The sequence below is a fragment of the Psychrobacter immobilis genome, from assembly GCF_904846175.1.
GTDB classification, from domain to species: domain Bacteria; phylum Pseudomonadota; class Gammaproteobacteria; order Pseudomonadales; family Moraxellaceae; genus Psychrobacter; species Psychrobacter immobilis_E.
The window spans coordinates 533,378-553,728 of sequence record NZ_CAJGZM010000001.1 but is presented as its reverse complement, the minus strand read 5'-3'; the positions used below and the strand labels follow the sequence as shown (position 1 = coordinate 553,728).

Here is a 20,351-nt window from a genome sequence, read left to right as displayed (position 1 = left end):
ATCACTAGCAAAATAAGGCATTTTAGGCTAAAATCCCCCTTATCTAAAGACTATGCTGATAAAAACGGTGACCATAACCATCGAAGCAACAGTCGAGCGTTATCGTTTTAGAATCATTACTTAACTGAATGATGACCTATCTATTTATATTTCTTCATACTTTACTGATTACCTAATTACTGACCATAAGGATGTTTCTCGTGAGCAACGCTGATACCTTACGCCAATTACATCAAGACCACTTGAGCAATTATAACCAACAAGAGCAACAAGCCATTGAGCTGATGGGGCTATTGAATAAGCTTTATAACGAGCAAGATGTGCAAGTGACTCTATTTGGCGACACGCTAGATACGACTTCTGTAGGTCAAATATTGGCATTGCATCAAAAAGTGGCGTTACGTGAGCAAGGTGCTAAAGCTATTGATATCGCTGACACGTTAGCGATGGTTAAGGTGTTAGCCGAGAATAAAGATATCCAAGCGGCGCGTATCGATGTCGGTCAGCTGATGGCGAATGACAATGATTTACAAGCGGCTTTAAAGTCTATTGGTACTGATAAAGGCGCTAGCAATGGCGCAACTGATGTCGTGCTATATGGTTTCGGTCGTATCGGTCGTATCTTGACGCGTCTATTGTTGTCACAAGCGTCAAGTGCCAAGGGTATGCAGTTAAAAGCGATTGTTGTACGTCCTGCAGCAGCGGGTGATTTGGCTAAGCGTGCCTCATTGCTTGAACGTGATTCGATTCATGGTAGCTTCGCTGGTGGCGTGGTTGTCGATAACGAAAATAACGGCTTGATTATCAATGGGCGCTTTGTGCAAGTGATTTATGCCAAAGACCCAAGCGAGATTGATTATACTGCTTATGGTATTAACGATGCATTGGTCATTGATAACACGGGCATTTGGAAAGATGAAGCCGGTCTTGGTAAGCATCTGCAGTCTACTGGCGTGAAAAAAGTATTACTAACCGCACCTGCTGGCGGCGATATTAAGAACGTTGTCTATGGCGTAAATAACGATACCGTTGGCGATGACACTATCGTCAGTGCGGCGAGCTGTACAACCAACGCAATTACCCCAACACTAAAAGTATTAAATGACGAATATGGTATCGAAAACGGTCACGTTGAAACCATTCACTCGTTCACTAACGATCAAAACTTAATTGATAACTATCATAAAGCCGATCGCCGTGGTCGTAGTGCAGTATTGAACATGGTTATTACCAGTACTGGCGCGGCAAAAGCAGTTGGTAAAGCACTACCAGAGCTTAGCGGCAAATTAACGGGTAATGCTATTCGCGTGCCAACGCCAAACGTCAGCTTAGCGATTTTGAACTTAAACCTAAAAACTGCGCCAGCTAGTGCTGATGCGTTAAATGAGTTCATGCGTAAAGTTTCTAATAGCAGCCAATGGCAGACGCAGATTGCTTATACGGACTCTACCGAAGCGGTCTCGACTGATTTCGTCGGTGATACGCACGTCGGTATCGTCGATGCCCAAGCAACGATTTTGACTGATAACCATGCTATCGTTTATATTTGGTATGATAACGAAGTAGGCTATAGCACGCAGGTATTACGTTTGGCAACGCAAATGGCTGGCATCAGCTATACGCAAATCCCCGCGTAAAACATTGCACAGCTACTATTTTAGCTGTTTCTATTTAGACGAAATAGTGATACGAAAGTAAGTTTTATCTTAGATAAATCGGTGTAAATGGTTAAAGGCAGTACTCAAGCACCCGATAGTCCGAATGGTTATCGGGTGTTGTTGTCATAATAAATGCTAACTAAGAATGACATTGCATTCTAACTGGCGTAATTTTTTAAAGAATTTTTTATACTTATTAAGTTTTTCATAACTACCCAAATATATAGCTACTACCTAAAATACGGTCGTTGACTGTAACCAGTTTATAAACTGGATGGTAAATAAAGGAACGTAAGATGCGATTTATTGATGAAGCCGTCGTAACGGTAAAAGCAGGTGACGGTGGTAACGGAATCGCCAGTTTTCGCCGAGAAAAGTATGTCCCTCGCGGTGGCCCTGATGGTGGTGATGGCGGTAAGGGCGGAGATGTCTATGTCATTGCAGAAGACAATACCAACACCTTAGTTGACTATCGTTATACCCGTCGTTATGACGCCATGCGCGGTGAAAACGGTCATAGTAAGAACTGTGCCGGTAAAGGGTCTGATGACATTTATTTGCCAGTCCCAATCGGTACGACTGTGGTCGATACCGAAACTGACGAAGTGTTGGGTGATTTGATTGAGCTTGGTCAGACTTTACTGATTGCCAAAGGTGGCGATGGTGGTTTGGGTAATACCCATTTTAAAAGCTCGACCAACCAAGCACCGCGTAAAGCGACGTCTGGTTTTGAAGGTGAATTAAAAGTTCTTAAGTTTGAGCTAAAAGTTGTGGCTGATGTGGGTTTAATTGGTTTGCCTAATGCTGGTAAATCGACCTTTATCCGCCAAGTCTCTGCTGCTAGACCAAAAGTGGCCGATTATCCATTTACCACGTTAGTACCAAATTTAGGCGTGGTAGATATCGGTCGTCATCGCTCATTTGTCATGGCCGACATTCCAGGTTTAATCGAAGGCGCTTCAGAAGGCGCAGGACTTGGCATCCGCTTTTTAAAGCATGTCGCTCGTACGCGTCGTCTGTTACACTTGGTTGATGTAAAACCAATCGATGGCAGTGACCCAGTAGAAAACGCCCGTATTATTTTAAATGAGCTTGAGCGTTTTTCACCTGAATTGGCCAATTTGCCACAGATTTTAATCTTGAATAAAATCGATCAGGTTGCCGAAGAAGACTTAAATGAGCTTTGTACGCATATTGTGGCTGAGCTTGGTTGGACAGGTATTGTATTCCGTACCGCGACATTGACTGGCGAAGGCGTCGATGCCGTTAAATACCATTTAATGAATGAGATTGAGCGTGAGCGTGAGCGTGAAATCGAAGATCCTATTTTCGCTGAAGCACAAAAAGAGCGTTTTGAGCGCTTAGAAGCAGAAGTACGTCTGAACACGGAAGCACAGCGTGAAGCCTATCGTGCGGCTCGCAAAGCTGCGCGTGAAGGCATTGACTTAAACGACGACGATGATCTAGATGATGATGGTGTTGAAGTGATGTACGTGCCTTAAGCGTACTTCTTTTAACTTCACAAGCTTTAAGTTCACGAGTTTTGACTTTAGGTAATTTAAATTTACGTTCTTTAAATAGGTGTTCGCATATTTCTTAATTTAATCCCGTAATCACTTTACACTAGCAACAGGAGTTTATATGGCAGTTGACATAGAGAACACGACCGAAGAAGCAAGGTTTGTTAAGCAAGCTCGCAACTTTGATATTCAGCGCGTTATTGTCAAGATTGGCTCATCGTTATTAACCAATAATGGGCGAGGGCTTGATCGAACTGCCATTTACGAGTGGGCAAAGCAGATTGCCAAGCTGCATAAGCAAGGTGTTGAAGTATTGCTTGTATCTTCAGGTGCGGTTGCTGAAGGCGTGGTGCGTATGAATCTTGAAGAGCGTCCGAGGAAATTGGCGGCGCTACAAGCTTGTGCGTCTATCGGTCAGATGGGCTTAATTGAGACTTGGTGGTCAGCATTGATTCAGCATGGTATTCAAAGCTCGCAGCTGCTACTGACTCATGATGATTTGTCTAATCGTAGTCGCTATTTAAATACCACTGGGGCGTTGACGCAATTATTAGAATGGCGCGTGCTGCCAGTGATTAATGAAAACGATACCATTACCATTGATGAGATTAAATTTGGCGATAATGACACCTTAGGCGCGATGGCAGCGGCGATGGTAAATGCCGATTTATACATTATCTTGACCGATCAAGAGGGTGTCTTTACCGATAATCCTCGTAATAATCCTAATGCCAAAATGATCCGTCAAGAGCGGGCGATGGCTGATTACTTATTTGATATCGCCGGTGACGGTGGCAAACTTGGTCGCGGTGGTATGCTGACCAAAATCCGTGCCGGTCGCTTGGCTGCCATGGGCGGTTGTCCGACGGTCATCGTCAGTGGTGCTATCGACGATGTTATCACGCGTGTGGTTTCTGGCGAAGCGGTCGGTACGTTACTGACCACCAATGACGAAGATAAAATCATTGCACGTAAACAGTGGCTAGCGGCGCATTTGCGTATGTCAGGCTCTTTACTTGTCGATGCTGGTGCTGCAAAAGCAGTGGTTGAACATCACAAGAGCTTGCTACCGGTCGGTGTAGTAGAAGTCCGCGGCGATTTCGATGAAGGCGACGTGGTTGAGATTGTCCACCAAGATACGGGCGAGCGTATCGCTGTCGGTCAAGTGAACTTCTCATCGCGCGATGCTTGCCGTGTGGCTCGTGAGCGTACAGAGCAGTTTGATAGAATCCTTGGTAACAAGGAAGAGCGCGTAGTTATGGTACACCGTGATAACTTAGCGCTGACCATGTAAATCGTTTAGCGAATTTATCTTATTTTGTATGTAAGTAAAATATCAGCACGACATTATTAATTAAAGGCTAACAGCAAATGACGCTCTAAAAATTCTAAATACGACTTTATAACGGTTGATCCATAACCCGTTATTCAGCAAATTTGGGATTCTGTAATAGAGTGTCGCTATCTGAGCATTTTAATATTCTTTTCTTTAACTTATTTTATCCAGCCTTGTTATGCATTTGCTTAACTGTTCATTTGAATAACGATAGGGCTGTTTTGGAGATTTGTACATGAGTGCTTCAGACAATAATAACGCGCTAGAGCAGAATTTTGCGCCTTTAAAAAATGATAGATTACTACGCGCACTGCGCTTTGAGCCGATAGATACCACACCTGTGTGGATGATGCGCCAAGCCGGTCGTTATTTACCAGAATATAAAGCCACCCGTGCTGAAGCGGGTGATTTTATGAGCTTATGTAAAGATACCGCCCGTGCTACGGAAGTCACTTTGCAGCCACTACGTCGTTATGACTTGGACGCTGCTATTTTATTCAGTGATATTTTAACCATTCCTGATGCGATGGGGCTTGGCTTATATTTCGAAACCGGTGAAGGTCCAAAGTTTAAACATCCTATTCGTACGCAGGCAGATTTAGATAGATTGCCAGTACTCGATGTCAATGACTCGCTTGATTATGTGATGCGTGCGGTGACAAGTATCCGTACCGCGCTCAATGGTCAAGTGCCTTTATTTGGTTTTTCTGGCAGTCCTTGGACGCTAGCGACTTATATGATTGAAGGCGGTAGCTCAAAAGATTATCGTTATACCAAAGGTTTTTTATACAGCAATCCTGAGTTTTTACATCAATTATTAGACAAGCTAGCAACGTCAGTGATTGATTATTTGGATGCACAAGTGGTCGCTGGGGCGCAAATCTTACAGATATTTGATAGCTGGGGCGGGGCGCTTGGCCATCGTCAATTCGTCGATTTCTCACACGCTTATAATAAGCGCATTGTCGCTGAGCTAAAGGTACGTCACCCCGAAATACCAGTAGTATTGTTTACCAAAGGTGGCGGATTATGGCTTGATATTCAAGCGGATAGTGAAGCCGATGCCTTGGGTTTAGACTGGACAATGCCCATTGATCGCGCCCGCCAAGTCTTGACCGAAAGTCAGCGTCAATTGACTAAGCAGCATAAAAAGCTACAAAGTAGCAAAGCCATTCAGGGTAATTTAGATCCCGCGACTTTATACGGTTCACCTGCAACTATCCGTTCTGAAGTTAATGCCATGCTAGATAGTGCTTATGCCAATGGCGAAAAAACAGGGTATGTGGCAAACTTAGGTCATGGTATTACTCAGTGGGTCAACCCTGATAATGCTAAAGTCTTTATCGATGCGGTACATGACTATAAGATTTAATATGGCTAATTTTTAAAAGTAGCTAACATTCAGAAGCGTGAGTTTATTAAAAGCGATAGATCTAGACGCTATAATGTTTATACTTAAGGTGTAAAGATTATAGCTATCTAACATTAATTGAATAAGAAACTGAATAAAAGAAAAAGGGCTATCTTATGATTTCAGCAGCGATTGTCGGCGGCACAGGCTATACAGGTATTGAGCTGATTCGCTTATTATCTGCCCATCCTGAAGTGTCTATTGATTTGCTAACCTCACGTAGCGAAGCTGGCACCCGAGCTGATGAGATATTCCCAAGCTTACGCGGTATCTCAGATATTATTTTTAGCGACTTAGGTGATGAGACGCTAGCGACCTTGCAGAAATGCGATGTGGTATTCTTTGCGACCCCACATGGCGTGGCAATGAAGCAAGCAGAAGCGTTAACCGCAGTGGGCGTAAAGGTGATTGATTTGGCGGCGGATTTTCGCTTACAGTCATTAACGGAATTTGAGCACTGGTATCAGCAAGCGCATGCCTGTCCTGAATTATTAAAGACAGCCGTTTATGGTTTACCTGAAGTCAATCGTGAAAAACTTGCGGATGCTTTGGTGGTAGGTAACCCTGGCTGTTATCCAACCACGGCTATCTTGGGCTTAAAACCTATTATCGATGCGCAAAATAAGCAAGCAGAAAGGTTGGTTGAATCACGTATCGTTATCGATGCAAAATCTGGTGTTTCGGGTGCGGGTCGTCAAGCAAAGCTTGCCCTTAACTATGCTGAAACCACAGACAATTTCAAAGCCTATAGCGTTGAAGGTCATCGGCATTTACCAGAGATTGAACAGGGCGTTGCCCAATTATTAGATAGTAAATTTAGCCATCGTATCCGTTTTTTACCTCATCTTGTGCCGATGATACGCGGAATGTTGAGCTCTATTCATCTTGAGCTGACGGATGCAGGCGCTGCTATTGATTGGCAGAAAATGTTTGAGACAAGCTACGCTGCAGAAGCCTTTGTAGATGTGATGCCAAAAGGTCTTTATCCAGATACGCGCAGCGTGCGTGCTAGTAATCGCTTACGTATTGGTATCCATCAAGACAATGCGCGTGCTGAGCTGACGGTAATTGTCGTACAAGACAATTTGGTAAAAGGTGCGGCTGGGCAAGCAGTACAAAATATGAATGTGATGTTTGGTTTCGATGAATCAATGGGCTTAAACTTTGCTCCTATTGTTCCTTAACAGATGTTCATCTATTATCAAATCCTTCATATTTATGGCGCTAGGTATTGATTATAAATTCCGCTATAATAACCTGCCCTTACTGTTAAGAGATATTGTCTAAATGCGTTTGAAGAATGTACTACGCCTTTGCCCACAGCCAGCACGTTTAGCGTGTCAAGACTCTATTTCCTATAATGTGGGGCGTGATTCGCATCTCTCTTACGCTGATTATCGCAATTGTTATCGCAGCATTGATGTGGCTATCCGTCGCCATGGTATCAATAGCAATGGCATCAGTCACTCGCAGCAAGGTGCATCTACTTTAGTATTGGCATTATTTGTAGTAGCGATATTGGTAACGGCGGTGGTTGGGCTGTTATTTGGTCATAAGCTTGGCTATCAGCGCGGCTATTATTCGATGCAAACCGAAGCTAAGCAAGCGGTTATTACCAGTAAAGAGGCGACGCAAGAGCTAAAAGATTTACGCCTTAGCAGTAAAATCGCGACCAATGAAGCGGCTACCGCTAAGCAAGAGCTGGAAATAAGTCTGGCAAACCTAAAAGAGTTGCGTGAAAATCAGCAAGAACTGACCGTTGAAAATAAACAAGTAGCACAGCTTAATGAGATATATGCCGAACTGCTTAGTAAACAAGGCGGTATGCCACTACAGATACTTGGCGCGAAGATTCAACCTTTACCTGAGAACGCTTTTGAATATGGCTTTGATGTTGCGATGCTTGCTAACGATGGTAAAGCCAAACGCTTAAAACCAACGTTAACATTGCTCAACGACGATGACTTTGTAGAAGTGCCGTTAGAAACAGCCAATTATACTATCGAAGGTATTACCCGTATTCGCGGTCGCTTTATGATGCCGTCAGGCTTCAAGCCTTTGCAGGTTAAGCTGAGCTTGAAAGCAGGCGGGCAGGAAGTAAAGCAGTTATACGATTGGAAGCTTGGCGACAAGGTTGATAATATGCCGCTGTCGTTATTAGACTTGCCAGAGGTTGATGAAAGCCCGATTGAACCTTAATCTTACAAGGTTTGACTGAACCTGACTGTTTACACCTTTTACTATTTCATGTTGCTGTGTCCAATAGCTGACGCTTAGTAATGTCTTAACACGTCGACATATCTGCTAATTTTTTAATCCTCCTTTATGCTGTTATAAACCCACCTATTAATTTGTATTCTAATTATGATAAAACAAACCATATTACAATCAACGCCCACCGTTGCTGATTGGCATTTCCCCAATCTGCCGCTGCATTTTGCTCAAGACGGCGATACCGAGAGTGAAACCACGCCGCAAGCTGATGTATTGGTGGCAGAGCCAGAAGTGGCAAAACCGCCGATGTATGCGGTGGTGATGTATAACGATAACTACACGCCGATGGAGTTTGTCGTTTATGTACTGCAGTCAGAATTTCGTCATAGTATGGATTCAGCGGTTGAGATCATGTTGACGATTCATAATAGTAGCAAAGGTATTGCGGGTATTTATCCAAAAGATATTGCTGAAACCAAAGCCAAAAAAGTTAATAGCCTTGCCCACCGTGAGGGCTATCCTTTATTGACTCAAATCGAGCCGCATCAGGGCGAGTAATTTTAGACTGCTTTTGTAGCAAAGTTTTCTTCGTTTGTCGCGGTTTTTACTTTTTGTGGTTTCCAGCTTTTGCTTTTTTATTCGTCAAAATATCTTTCTAATATAGAGCAATCCTGACGAGTTACTCAATGGTTTGCCCTAATATATTTATTCACATTAAGTGTAATATTAATCCTTCTATTTATTATCCTCTAAATTTTCCTATCCTTTAAATCCAGACTTGATTTTCCTCTGATATAACCCTATATATTAAAGTATACTCTTGTACACTTAATTTTATTTATTCCTCGTTTTTCCAAGTCGTTTTAGCATTTTTATTCGTATTATATTTAACAGCCAATCTCAAAAGTATACACTCGAATGATTTCGTTGAGTATGATTTTTTGACTCTATAAATGTCCCTAAAAGGCCTGCTGGACACTTCGATACATTTTAATCAGTGTTAATAGATTGACTATCTTTAAGTATCATGTTGATATAAAGGCGAGCTGAAAATAGTACTTAAGTCATGGAAGTCCTCATTTAACATCATTCAGTAAAGTCTCTTAATAATCCTAACATTGCCCTTGAACAATCCATCTATCGCCCTGATTTAGTCACTAACTCATTCATAAAGCTATCAATAATAAGATAGGTACAACCGTAGGAAGTCCTTATGTTAAGTCGTCATCTTGAAGTTTCTTTGCGTTTAGCAATGACACTTGCGCGCCAAAAATCGCATGAGTATCTCACTGTTGAACATCTACTATTGGCATTATTGGAAAATACCAATGCTGCCAATACCTTGACTGCTTGCAATGCCAATGTCTCAACCTTGCGCAGTGAGCTAGAAGCTTATATCAATAAGCATACACCAACGGTAGATCCAGATACTGAGCAATCACCGCAACCGACCCAAAGCTTCGATCGCATCCTGCAACGGGCTATTTTCCATGTGCAGTCTATTGGTGGCGGTCGTCTGGTTGAAGGGTCTGATATTTTAGTATCGATGTTTTCAGAGCATGATACTTACGCCGTTTATTTGCTTAAAAAACAAGGCATCAGTCGCCTTGAGCTGACCCAGTATTTATCACATGGTCAGGACAAAGACGAGCCATCTGAGCCACGTGCTTCGATGACTGGTGAGCGCCGCAGTGCCTCAGAAAAAACCAGTAAAGATCCCTTGGTCGAATTTGCAACCAACTTAAACCAACGCGCCGCTGAAGGTAAAACCGACCCATTGATTGGTCGTGGCCCTGAGATTGAGCGTGCCGCCCAAGTGCTATGTCGCCGCCGTAAAAACAACCCGTTATTGGTTGGTGAGCCAGGCGTTGGTAAAACATCGATTGCCGAAGGTTTGGCATGGTTAATTATCAATGATAAAGCACCAAAACCACTTAACGGCTGCGTGATTTATAGCCTAGATATTGGCTCGTTAATCGCTGGTACTAAGTATCGTGGTGATTTTGAAAAACGTATGAAGTCGCTACTTGATGCGCTAAAGAAAAAGCCCAATGCGATTTTGTTTATTGATGAGATTCATATGATTATTGGCGCAGGCTCGTCAATGAGTAGCAATATGGATGTGTCAAACTTAATCAAACCAGCCCTTGCCAATGGTGAGCTGCGCTGTATCGGTTCGACAACCTTTACTGAATATCGTCAGGTGTTTGAAAAAGACCATGCATTATCACGCCGTTTCCAAAAAATTGATGTTAAAGAACCTAGCGTCGATGACACTATCGATATCTTGCGTGGGCTGAAAACGCGTTATGAAGAGTTCCATAATGTTGAATATACCGACGAGGCTTTGGTGACTGCTGTTCAATTATCGGCTAAGCATATCCATGAGCGTTTTTTACCGGATAAAGCCATTGATGTCATCGATGAAGCTGGTGCTTATAAGCGCTTAGGTATCGTGGCTGATTTGGACGATATTGACGCCGAAGAGAGCTTTATTGCTGATTTAGAGCAAGATTTTGATGCTCAAATCGATGCTGATGAAGAGGGTCTTGATGCTGACAATGACAACATCAATGATAGAGATACGTTCAACGAGATGCAAGATGAAGCAAAGGTTGCAAAAGCCAACGATAGAGCGAAAGCTGATGGGTCTAAAAAATCTAAAGCTAAGCGTGCACCGATGAAAATCGATGTCGCCGATATTGAAGCCATCGTTGCCAAGCTGGCGCGTATTCCACCCAAATCAGTCTCAAGTGATGATAAGAGCATTCTTCAGCATTTAGACCGTGATTTGAAGCATTTGGTATTTGGGCAGGACGAAGCCATTGCAACGCTTGCCGATGCCATTAAGCTTTCGCGCGCTGGCCTTAAAGCACCTGATAAACCGATTGGTTCATTTATGTTTGCCGGACCGACAGGTGTTGGTAAAACAGAGGTCTCACGTCAGCTAGCAAATTTATTAGGTGTTGAATTAGTACGCTTCGATATGTCAGAATATATGGAAGCCCATACTGCTTCGCGTCTGATAGGTGCGCCTCCAGGTTATGTCGGTTTTGATCAAGGTGGTTTGCTTACCGAAAAAATCAATCAGCATCCGCATTGTGTGTTGTTGTTTGATGAAATCGAAAAAGCGCACCCTGATGTTTTTAACTTGTTATTGCAAGTGATGGATCATGGTACCCTGACGGATAATAACGGCCGCGTCGCTATCTTTAAGCAAGTGATTGTGATTATGACCACCAACGTAGGTGCGGATAGTATCAGTCGCTCTTCTATGGGCTTTACGCAACAAGACCATAGCCGTGACAATACTGAGTCGCTGAAACGCGTGTTTACGCCTGAGTTCCGCAACCGTCTTGATGCTATTATCCAATTTAACCCATTGGATACTTCAGTCGTTGTTTCTGTGGTTGATAAATTCTTGGTTGAGCTACAAGTACAGCTTGATGATAAGCAAGTAACGTTAGAGATTGACGATGAGGTACGTGATTACTTAGCTGATAAAGGCTATGATCGCCTAATGGGTGCGCGTCCTATGCAGCGTCTGATTCAAGACGAGATTAAGAAGCCATTGGCAGGCATGATTTTATTTGGTGACTTGGTCAATGGCGGGGTTGTTCATCTAACCTTGGAGCCTGAAGATGCTAAAGGTAAAGACGGCGATTCTGTCAAGCTTGAGAAAGGGTCAGACAAGGGCTCAGCGGACAGCCGTATTATTTTAACGGTTGTTGAGACGCATGAGCCTCATCCAGACTCTGAGTCCTTAGCCAGTTAGTGTATTTGTCGCACTGCAATAAAAAAACGGTTACTACAGTAGCCGTTTTTTTATTGCTATAATTTATGATAATGCCATAGGTTATAATCATGCCACTTATAAGTCTTACTGCTAGGAATTTTTACTGCTAGGAATTTTCAAATGCACCGTAAACCATTAGCGACAACATTTTTATTATCTTATAACAAATAAAAAAGGACATACCATGGAATTGTTCCACGAAAAATCCGCAAAAACCGATGCCCAAAAACAAGCGATTTTAGATAATGTACGTTTACCAGAAGACTGGAAGAACGCCTTAGCAGAAGAATTAACCTCTGACAATATGGATAGCTTACGTGCCTTCTTAAAGGAAGCCTATCAATCAGACGATAGTATCTATCCACCAGCCCCTTTGATGTTTAATGCGTTGAACTTAACACCTTTATCACAGGTTAAAGTTGTTATCTTAGGTCAAGATCCTTATCACGGACCAGGGCAAGCAATGGGCTTATCATTTTCAGTGCCCAAAGCCATTCCAAAGCCACCGTCACTGAACAACTTGTTGAAAGAGATGGCAAGTGATATTGGTATCGCACCGTCAAAACATGGTGATCTAACTTATTGGGCGCAGCAAGGGGTGTTATTATTAAACAGCTCATTGACCGTGAGAGAAGGAGAGCCAAACAGCCATCAGAATAAAGGTTGGGAGCAGTTTACCGATGCGGTCATTGATGTGGTTAATGAACAAACAGAGCATACCGTATTCATATTGTGGGGCAGTAAAGCGCAGAAGAAAGGCAAGTATATTAATACCGATAAACATCTGATTCTGACCGCTGTGCATCCGTCGCCACTTGCTGCCAACCGCGGTGGGTTTTTTGGTTCTAAGCCATTTTCTAAAACCAATGATTATCTGGTACAGTACTGTCAAACGCCTATCGACTGGCAGTTACCGCAGTAGTAGTTAAAGATGGTTGTCAAAAGTAGTTTTCAAAATAATTGTTGTCACAATAGTTGTACTAATAAATGAAGCAGACACAAACGATAAGCTTGCAACCATATCAGTTAGCGAGCAATCCGATATCAACGAGTACATTTTGGTCACTTCGAGATGTTCACTGGATGCAAGAAGCCCTTGAGCTTGCCAAGCAAGGCGCTGCGCGTGAAGAAGTGCCAGTAGGGGCGATACTGGTGCACAATAAGCACATAATTGGGCAAGGGTTTAATGAGCCGATCGGACGTCATGATGCGACTGCTCATGCGGAAATTATCGCGTTAAGAGATGCTTGCAGGCGTTTAAATAATTATCGCTTGCCATTACAGACGACGTTATATGTGACTTTAGAGCCGTGTACCATGTGTATTGGGGCGCTTATTCATGCGCGCGTGGATAGACTTATTTATGCCGCAAGTGAGCCGAGGGCTGGCATGGTTGGTAGTCAAATGAACTTGGCGGCACAGTCCTTTTATAATCATAGTATTCAAGTACATAAAGGCTTGTGTAGTCAGCATAGCAGTCAGATGCTGAAGGATTTTTTTCGACAACGCCGCCAAGCGGTAAAAGAGAACAAGCGGTAAAAGTTTCAGTCACGATAAACCATTAACAAGATATTATGCTCACTGCTAGTGATAGGGAAGTTTGTTTGCTATACTATCGCCCTATTTGCTTACGAACAAGTTTGTCGGCGTGCAAGCGCTTGATAAACCAGTAGAAATTCAGCTTTTTACCATTTTGTAAGCTGTGCCGACGATTAAGTGACTGTTATGACTGCTTTATTTACACTTGAGGCTAATACTAATGACAATAGTGATACGCCATCATTGCGCTATCCGGTTATCTGTATTGATGGTCCCAGTGGGGCAGGTAAAGGTACGGTTACTTGGCGCTTAGCGCAAACATTAGGCTATCAGTTGTTAGATTCAGGGGCTTTATATCGTATTGTCGGTCTAAAGGCGTTTGAAGCCGGTTTGCTAAATGTCGCTGGCGAGCAAAATATTGATGAGGCGGCACTGTTAGCATTGACTCAAAGTTTGCAGATCGTGTTTGAGCCTAATACTGATTCAGGGCGCGTGGATATCATTGTCAATGGTGCCAAGATTGGCGAGCAAGTACGCAATGAAACCGTTGGCGGTTATGCTTCACAAGTCGCAGTTTATCCAAAGGTGCGTCAAGCGTTGCTTAAATTGCAGCAAGACATGGCGACCCAATCAGGATTAGTTGCCGATGGTCGCGATATGGGTACCGTGGTTTTCCCCGATGCCGATGTTAAGGTCTATCTGACCGCAAGTGCCAAAGCCCGTGCAGAGCGGCGAGTAGCACAGCTTTTACAGGCTGGACAAGCTGCAGATTTTGAAGCGATTCTTGCGACGATTAAAGCGCGTGATGATCGTGATGAAAACCGAGCGGTGGCACCGTCAAAGGCTGCAGAAGATGCGCTGGTTTTAGACAGCTCAAACCTAGACGCTGATGCGGTTTATGAGCTGGTAAAAAAACATTGTCAGGATCAAGGTATTTGTTTTAATCGTTAATAAAAACAACATATTAAGTACTAAAAGGTTTCCTATGGCTTTCATTTTAGTATAAAATTATAGAAGGTAATTATAAGACAGTTGTTGCTAGTGAGTTTGCTGACCCATTCGCTTATTAGCAACAAACGTTTTTATATATGGCTGCATAGGATATAAAACCAGTATTCTCGTTTTATGCAATCATACATTTGATCCGTACTGTGCTGGACAGGATACGGCTATACAAAGGTAGACATAATGGAATCATTTGCTGAACTATTTGAAGCGAGCATCGAAGAAACAGGTCTGGATATCGAGCGTGGCTCGGTTATCACCGGTACTGTTGTCGCCATCGATAACGACTGGATCACTGTTGATACGGGTCTAAAATCTGAAGGTATCGTCGCTCGTGAAGAGTTTTTAAGCGAAGAAGGCGAACTTGAAGTTGAAGTTGGCGATACAGTAGACGTAGTGGTTGAAGCAGTTGATAACGGTATGGGTCAAACCTTACTGTCACGTGAAAAAGCCAAACGCGTTGAGACTTGGAATTTCCTTGAAAAAATCTCTGATAACGATGAGATTGTAAAAGGTATTATTTCTAGTAAAGTAAAAGGCGGCTTTACCGTGGATATCGGTTCAGTACGCGCGTTTTTGCCAGGTTCTTTAGTAGATGTACGTCCTATCCGTGATACGACGCATCTTGAAGGTAAAGAGTTAGAATTTAAAGTTATCAAACTTGATCAAAAACGTAACAACGTTGTCGTTAGTCGCCGTGCGGTTATGGAAGCTGAAAACTCAGCTGAGCGCGAAGAGCTATTGAACAAGCTTGAAGAAGGTATCGAGATCGAAGGTATCGTTAAGAACCTTACTGATTACGGTGCATTCGTTGATCTTGGTGGTATTGATGGTCTATTGCACATCACTGATATGGCATGGCGCCGTATCAAGCATCCATCTGAGGTTGTTGAAGTTGGTCAAGATCTTAAAGTTAAAGTACTTAAATTTGACCGTGAGCGCAATCGCGTTAGCCTAGGTCTAAAACAACTAGGTACTGATCCTTGGGATAACGTTGGCGGTACTTATCCAGTAGGTGCAGTTGTGAAAGCTCGCGTAACCAATCTAACTGATTATGGTTGTTTCGCTGAAATCTCTGAAGGTATTGAAGGTCTAGTACACGTATCAGAGATGGATCACACCAACAAAAACATCCATCCATCGAAAGTTGTTCAAGTGGGTGATGAAGTTGAAGTGATGATTCTTGATATCGACGAAGAACGTCGTCGTATCAGCTTAGGTATCAAACAAACTTTAGCCAATCCATGGGATGAGTTTGATAAGAAACATGAGCGTGGTGATAAAATTACTGGTACGATCAAATCAATCACTGACTTCGGTATCTTTATCGGTCTAGATGGCGGTATTGATGGGCTAGTTCACTTATCAGACATTTCTTGGAATGAAACTGGTGAAGATGCTATCCGTAACTACAATAAAGGCGACACCGTTGAAGCAATGGTATTGTCTGTAGATTCAGAAGCCAATCGTATCAGCCTAGGTGTGAAGCAATTAACTTCAGATCCATTTAACGAATACCTAGTCAACAACGACCGCGGTGCTATCGTTAATGGTAAAGTAAAAGAAGTAGACGCTAAAGGTGCTACTATTGAACTTGCTGATGAAGTTGAAGCGTACCTACGTGCCTCTGAGATTCAACGTGACCGCGTTGAAGATGCAACTAAGCACTTGAGCGTTGGTGATGATGTTGAAGCTAAAATCATCAGTGTTGATCGCAAAACTCGTAACATCAGCCTGTCAATCAAAGCAAAAGACGAAGCTGAAGAGCGCCAAGCGATTAAAGAGCTAAGCAGCACTGGTACTACTAGTACTACTGCTAGTACTGATGCACAGCCAAAAACTATTGGTGACTTGATCAAAGAACAAATGCAGTAAGCTGTATATTGTTGATATAATTAGCATATAAAAAGAAAGCGACTCCGGTCGCTTTTTTTTGTGATTAAATTTGAGTATGAGACAAATACTTAGCGATTTCGTATAAAAGGTCAAACTCTTATTCCTATTTACGCTAATATCCGCTATTATTTGCAACATTGAGTAACGAGATGTGAACGTAAACCTAAATAATCATAAAATTATTATTTACTTCATAATCATCTTATCCATTAATCAATAAGGTCCGTGTGATAATGCAGCAAGCAATTAACAAGTCCGAATTTATTAGTAATCTGAGTGCGAATTGTGACAACATGACAGATATCGTCGTCGATGATGCAGTACGCGAAATATTAAATTTGATGACCGATACTTTGGCCAATGACGGCCGAGTAGAGGTACGCGGCTTTGGTAGTTTTTGTCTCCATCATCGCCGTGCACGTATGGGACGCAACCCTAAAACAGGGGAAAGCGTGCCAGTACCTGCCAAAGCGATTCCACACTTTAAGCCTGGCAAAGCGCTACGTGAAGCAGTCAATGATAAAGTAGCCCACGGTTAGTAAGGTAAGCATAATATTAAGGCATTTAATCTTTTAATTATGAGAGTTGCTTATTACTAACGCTTCTTACTATTAAAGCTTTTCGTCCTTAAACTAGTACAATAAGCTAAGATATATAAAGAAAATCTCTTTATATGAGGGATTAAACAACAAGCGTCTTTACTAGCAGTCAGTATGGCTGCGTTATTTGCTAAAATTTTCATACTATTCACCATAAAAGGATACGTCTGATGCGCATATTACTGCTGGTATTACTGTTTTTAAGCTTTGCTTATTCGCTAGGTTTAGTATTAGCCAATAACACTGAAGTTGGGGTGAACTTGTTGTTTTCACAAGCACCGACGATGAACTTGGGTTTATTGTTGATTCTGTGTCTGATACTCGGCATCATTATTGGCATGATACTAGCATTGCTCATCTTCCGTGTTCTACAAAATAAGTGGGAAATCTCACGTCTACAAAAATTAAATGCCAATCTACAAGAGCAGGTGACACAAGCCAATATTGTGATTGACCGTCAAGCAAATGCGCCGTCGGTAGAAGAGGCGGTCTATGGCGCAACAGCGACCAATGTGCAAGATGACATTGCCAGCGATATAGACGACAGTGCAATTTTAACCAAGCAAAAGCGAGACTATTAGTCGATTAGATGACTATTTTATTACTAATAGGTCTGTATATAATCATTTGATAAACCCGATAGAAAGTGGCACAACTATGAATAACGCAAATATTTCTCCCGTCATCGTTGCCTTAGATAATATGACGAGAGATGCCTCGTTAGCACTGGCTGACCAATTAGATCCAGCGTTATGTCGCTTAAAGGTAGGTAAAGAGCTGTTTACCCGCTGTGGTCCTGAGATAGTTAAGGCCCTACATCAGCGTAATTTTGAAGTATTTTTGGATTTAAAATTCCATGACATTCCTAATACCACTGCACAAGCGGTATTAGCGGCAGCTGAGCTTGGCGTATGGATGGTCAATGTGCATGCAAGCGCGGGTTTAGAGGCAATGTCATTAGCCAAACAGCGCTTGTTAGATGGTAGTTTTGAGACCTTACTGATTGCCGTCACCGTGCTGACCTCTATGGACAATCAAGCATTGATGCAAACGGGTATCACTGATGGCTTAGATGCTCAGGTTGGCCGTTTAGCACAGCTGACCAAACAAGCAGGCCTTGATGGCGTGGTTTGCTCAGCCCAAGAAGCGAAAACGCTCAAGGTATTATGTGGCCAAGATTTCAAGCTAATCACCCCGGGTATTCGTCTACTAGACGACAATGCCGATGATCAAAAACGTATTTGCACGCCGAAACAAGCGTTAAATGATGGCTCTGATTATTTGGTGATTGGTCGCTCAATTACCCAAGCAGCAGATCCCGCGGCTAAATTACAAACCATACTTCAAAGTATTTAATGATTGATAAAATCTCTAGGCTTTCATAATCAGCTAGGGAATTTTTAGCAGCATAATCATAGAAAAGACAGCCTAACGTGCTGTCTTTTTTACTTTTTTTCAATTATCAAAAAAGTGCTACACTGGTTAAATTTATGCTGATAGCAAGCCTAGCAGTAGGCTTTTTTTACTTTCAAGTTTTCGCAAACGTCATGATAGGACAATAGTAAACCCTATGAAATTACAGATTTTGAGTGACTTACATATCGACAGCTATTCTCGTCAATCGCACCCGATGGGACATATCCCTAAAACGGACGCAGACATCGTGCTAGTGGCTGGAGATACGGCAAATAGTGATAGTGGTATGCCGTGGCTGCAAGAGCAAGCTGCGCGCTTACAAGTACCATTAATTACCATCTCTGGTAATCATGAGTACTTTAATGAAGATGTACTGCATTTTGATAAAAAGCTGGCAACTTGGGATAATTATAATCCTGAATTAGATCAAGGCGTGCGCGTTTTACAGTGTCAGTATATTGATATTGGCGAGGTGCGCATTTTGGGCTGTACGCTATGGACAGATTATCAATATCAAGCTAACGAAGATACGATGGCAGCGGTTAGACGTTTTATGCGTGATTATAAGCAAATTTATGCGGGTAGCGAGCTGTTTTCACCTGAAGTATCAATGCAAATTCATGCTGAGCAGCGTCAATGGTTACAGCAAGCATTAATGAATGCTAAAGCACTAGGTAAAAAAACCGTAGTGATGAGTCATCATAGTATCAGCCCATTATCTGTGTCTAAGAAATATGCTGAGCTGCCAAGTAATGCTGCTTTCGTCAGTGATTTATCAAGTTGGATGTATGAAGATTGGGCGCCCACGCTTTGGGTACATGGACATACCCATGAAGCTTTTGATTATCAAATTCATAAGACGCGTGTGATTGTTAATCCGCGTGCTTATCCGAATGAGGTGAGCAGTACTGCATTAGCATTTGCTTGGGACAAAGTAATCGAGATTTAATAAATCGTCTCAAATAAGCGCTTCTACTGATAATTGCAATATACGCTATATTGCAACTGAACTTATATTTTGTTCATTGATGTCAAAAAATCTGCTACGCTTGCTACCATGAGTAAACTGCCTAATAACACCTTATCGAAACTATCGGCTGCGCAGCGTGCGAGTCACACGCCAAGTGCACCAGCGCCCTCTCACTTACCTGACAGTATGATGTCTTCGGTCGGCTTATTGCCGATGGATAAACGGCTGATTTTGTTTACCAGACACTCTTTACGTGAGCGCTCTGACGGTAACGGTTTTGCCAGTTATCAGCTGCCGCTGACCCAAAAAGGTCGGGTGTTGGCAAAGTCTTGGGGGCGTTGGTTGGCAGGACATCTGCCGTATTCGCTCGATGTCGATAGTATTTCAAGCCCAATTGGTCGCTGTATCGATACCGCGCAGCTGATGCAGGCGGGCGCAGGGCTACAACGTGATATTTACCATCAGTCATTATTGGTCGAACCCGGTAGTCTGGTGACTGAACCTGAGATTGCCAATCCGGTATTTAAAGAAATTGGCGTGCTCAACTTTATCAATCGCTTTTTGCAAGGTAATCTTGAAGGCACTAAAAATGCCTATCAAGGTGGGCTTGATATTTTATCGCTGTTTTACCAGAATCAGCCCCAACATGGGCATTTAATGCTCGCTGTCAGTCATGATACTTTGCTATCAGCGTTTTTGGCGGTGATGTTTGATGTGACTGAGATTGATTGGAATGACTGGCCAAAGATGATGGAAGGGGTGTTTTTGTGGTTTGATGATAAACCCTTCGAGCAAGCCAGCGCTTATCTTGTCTGGCGCGGTGAGGTTTATGTGCGTCCGATACATACCTTATTAGATGGCTACCGTGCGGCTGGCTTTCATCCGAACAAATTGCTATTGCCACCAGAAGTAAAATGGACCTAAGCGTTTTTTGCTGAACATTATTTTCTAAAATTGTTAAACACTTTTAAGCAGCTATAAATAATAAATA

Annotated in this window: 17 protein-coding genes; all 17 read left to right on the top strand. The window is 42.6% G+C overall.

Annotated features, from left to right (window positions below; translation table 11 throughout):
• Nucleotides 1-191 precede the first annotated feature (191 nt).
• The 17 genes from JMW39_RS02255 (at nt 192) to JMW39_RS02175 (ending at nt 20,284) form a co-directional block, all read left to right on the top strand.
• A complete protein-coding gene (locus JMW39_RS02255; protein ID WP_201543384.1) occupies nt 192-1,637 on the top strand; it encodes a glyceraldehyde-3-phosphate dehydrogenase in 1,446 nt (481 codons plus the stop codon).
• A gap of 317 nt (nt 1,638-1,954) precedes the next feature.
• Complete coding sequence (gene cgtA, locus JMW39_RS02250) at nt 1,955-3,160, top strand: Obg family GTPase CgtA (RefSeq protein ID WP_201543383.1); 1,206 nt, start codon at nt 1,955-1,957, stop codon at nt 3,158-3,160.
• 139 nt (nt 3,161-3,299) lie between these two features.
• Nucleotides 3,300-4,472 carry a glutamate 5-kinase gene (proB, locus tag JMW39_RS02245; protein WP_201543377.1) on the top strand — a complete coding sequence of 391 codons (1,173 nt, stop codon included), beginning with the start codon at nt 3,300-3,302 and terminating at the stop codon, nt 4,470-4,472.
• A 277-nt stretch (nt 4,473-4,749) separates the two neighbouring features.
• Nucleotides 4,750-5,886, top strand: a complete 1,137-nt coding sequence (hemE, locus tag JMW39_RS02240) for a uroporphyrinogen decarboxylase (RefSeq protein WP_201543375.1) — start codon at nt 4,750-4,752, stop codon at nt 5,884-5,886.
• Nucleotides 5,887-6,041: 155 nt separating this feature from the next.
• Nucleotides 6,042-7,109, top strand: coding sequence for an N-acetyl-gamma-glutamyl-phosphate reductase (gene argC / locus JMW39_RS02235; protein WP_201543373.1), 1,068 nt, complete (start codon nt 6,042-6,044; stop codon nt 7,107-7,109).
• A gap of 103 nt (nt 7,110-7,212) precedes the next feature.
• Nucleotides 7,213-8,124, top strand: a complete 912-nt coding sequence (locus JMW39_RS02230) for a hypothetical protein (RefSeq protein WP_201543371.1) — start codon at nt 7,213-7,215, stop codon at nt 8,122-8,124.
• Between the two features lie 165 nt (nt 8,125-8,289).
• Nucleotides 8,290-8,697, top strand: a complete 408-nt coding sequence (locus JMW39_RS02225; protein WP_201543369.1) for an ATP-dependent Clp protease adaptor ClpS — start codon at nt 8,290-8,292, stop codon at nt 8,695-8,697.
• A gap of 655 nt (nt 8,698-9,352) precedes the next feature.
• Nucleotides 9,353-11,914, top strand: coding sequence for an ATP-dependent Clp protease ATP-binding subunit ClpA (gene clpA / locus JMW39_RS02220; protein WP_201543367.1), 2,562 nt, complete (start codon nt 9,353-9,355; stop codon nt 11,912-11,914).
• A 205-nt stretch (nt 11,915-12,119) separates the two neighbouring features.
• Nucleotides 12,120-12,857 (top strand): uracil-DNA glycosylase, encoded by a 738-nt coding sequence (locus tag JMW39_RS02215; RefSeq protein WP_201543366.1) that lies wholly within the window; start codon nt 12,120-12,122, stop codon nt 12,855-12,857.
• 65 nt (nt 12,858-12,922) lie between these two features.
• Nucleotides 12,923-13,474 (top strand): tRNA adenosine(34) deaminase TadA, encoded by a 552-nt coding sequence (tadA, locus tag JMW39_RS02210; protein WP_201543365.1) that lies wholly within the window; start codon nt 12,923-12,925, stop codon nt 13,472-13,474.
• A gap of 186 nt (nt 13,475-13,660) precedes the next feature.
• Nucleotides 13,661-14,425: a (d)CMP kinase gene (gene cmk / locus JMW39_RS02205; protein ID WP_201543364.1), complete on the top strand. Its 765-nt coding sequence runs from the start codon at nt 13,661-13,663 to the stop codon at nt 14,423-14,425.
• A gap of 234 nt (nt 14,426-14,659) precedes the next feature.
• On the top strand, nt 14,660-16,354 hold the full coding sequence (rpsA, locus tag JMW39_RS02200) for a 30S ribosomal protein S1 (protein WP_201543531.1): 1,695 nt from the start codon (nt 14,660-14,662) through the stop codon (nt 16,352-16,354).
• 254 nt (nt 16,355-16,608) lie between these two features.
• Nucleotides 16,609-16,914, top strand: a complete 306-nt coding sequence (locus tag JMW39_RS02195; RefSeq protein WP_201543363.1) for an integration host factor subunit beta — start codon at nt 16,609-16,611, stop codon at nt 16,912-16,914.
• 230 nt (nt 16,915-17,144) lie between these two features.
• A complete protein-coding gene (locus JMW39_RS02190) occupies nt 17,145-17,555 on the top strand; it encodes a lipopolysaccharide assembly protein LapA domain-containing protein (protein ID WP_201543362.1) in 411 nt (136 codons plus the stop codon).
• 76 nt (nt 17,556-17,631) lie between these two features.
• Nucleotides 17,632-18,330: an orotidine-5'-phosphate decarboxylase gene (gene pyrF, locus JMW39_RS02185; protein WP_201543361.1), complete on the top strand. Its 699-nt coding sequence runs from the start codon at nt 17,632-17,634 to the stop codon at nt 18,328-18,330.
• 214 nt (nt 18,331-18,544) lie between these two features.
• Nucleotides 18,545-19,339, top strand: a complete 795-nt coding sequence (locus JMW39_RS02180) for a metallophosphoesterase (protein ID WP_201543360.1) — start codon at nt 18,545-18,547, stop codon at nt 19,337-19,339.
• 108 nt (nt 19,340-19,447) lie between these two features.
• Nucleotides 19,448-20,284 carry a histidine phosphatase family protein gene (locus tag JMW39_RS02175; protein ID WP_201543359.1) on the top strand — a complete coding sequence of 279 codons (837 nt, stop codon included), beginning with the start codon at nt 19,448-19,450 and terminating at the stop codon, nt 20,282-20,284.
• Nucleotides 20,285-20,351: the final 67 nt, after the last annotated feature.

What these genes read in the sequence shown, in the direction of transcription:
- JMW39_RS02175 (WP_201543359.1), top strand. Translation starts at nt 19,448, where the DNA reads ATGAGTAAACTGCCTAATAACACCTTATCGAAACTATCGGCTGCGCAG.
- argC (WP_201543373.1), top strand. Translation starts at nt 6,042, where the DNA reads ATGATTTCAGCAGCGATTGTCGGCGGCACAGGCTATACAGGTATTGAG.
- pyrF (WP_201543361.1), top strand. Translation starts at nt 17,632, where the DNA reads ATGAATAACGCAAATATTTCTCCCGTCATCGTTGCCTTAGATAATATG.
- JMW39_RS02180 (WP_201543360.1), top strand. Translation starts at nt 18,545, where the DNA reads ATGAAATTACAGATTTTGAGTGACTTACATATCGACAGCTATTCTCGT.
- clpA (WP_201543367.1), top strand. Translation starts at nt 9,353, where the DNA reads ATGTTAAGTCGTCATCTTGAAGTTTCTTTGCGTTTAGCAATGACACTT.
- hemE (WP_201543375.1), top strand. Translation starts at nt 4,750, where the DNA reads ATGAGTGCTTCAGACAATAATAACGCGCTAGAGCAGAATTTTGCGCCT.
- cgtA (WP_201543383.1), top strand. Translation starts at nt 1,955, where the DNA reads ATGCGATTTATTGATGAAGCCGTCGTAACGGTAAAAGCAGGTGACGGT.
- JMW39_RS02255 (WP_201543384.1), top strand. Translation starts at nt 192, where the DNA reads ATGTTTCTCGTGAGCAACGCTGATACCTTACGCCAATTACATCAAGAC.
- JMW39_RS02190 (WP_201543362.1), top strand. Translation starts at nt 17,145, where the DNA reads ATGCGCATATTACTGCTGGTATTACTGTTTTTAAGCTTTGCTTATTCG.
- tadA (WP_201543365.1), top strand. Translation starts at nt 12,923, where the DNA reads ATGAAGCAGACACAAACGATAAGCTTGCAACCATATCAGTTAGCGAGC.
- JMW39_RS02215 (WP_201543366.1), top strand. Translation starts at nt 12,120, where the DNA reads ATGGAATTGTTCCACGAAAAATCCGCAAAAACCGATGCCCAAAAACAA.
- JMW39_RS02195 (WP_201543363.1), top strand. Translation starts at nt 16,609, where the DNA reads ATGCAGCAAGCAATTAACAAGTCCGAATTTATTAGTAATCTGAGTGCG.
- JMW39_RS02225 (WP_201543369.1), top strand. Translation starts at nt 8,290, where the DNA reads ATGATAAAACAAACCATATTACAATCAACGCCCACCGTTGCTGATTGG.
- cmk (WP_201543364.1), top strand. Translation starts at nt 13,661, where the DNA reads ATGACTGCTTTATTTACACTTGAGGCTAATACTAATGACAATAGTGAT.
- JMW39_RS02230 (WP_201543371.1), top strand. Translation starts at nt 7,213, where the DNA reads ATGCGTTTGAAGAATGTACTACGCCTTTGCCCACAGCCAGCACGTTTA.
- proB (WP_201543377.1), top strand. Translation starts at nt 3,300, where the DNA reads ATGGCAGTTGACATAGAGAACACGACCGAAGAAGCAAGGTTTGTTAAG.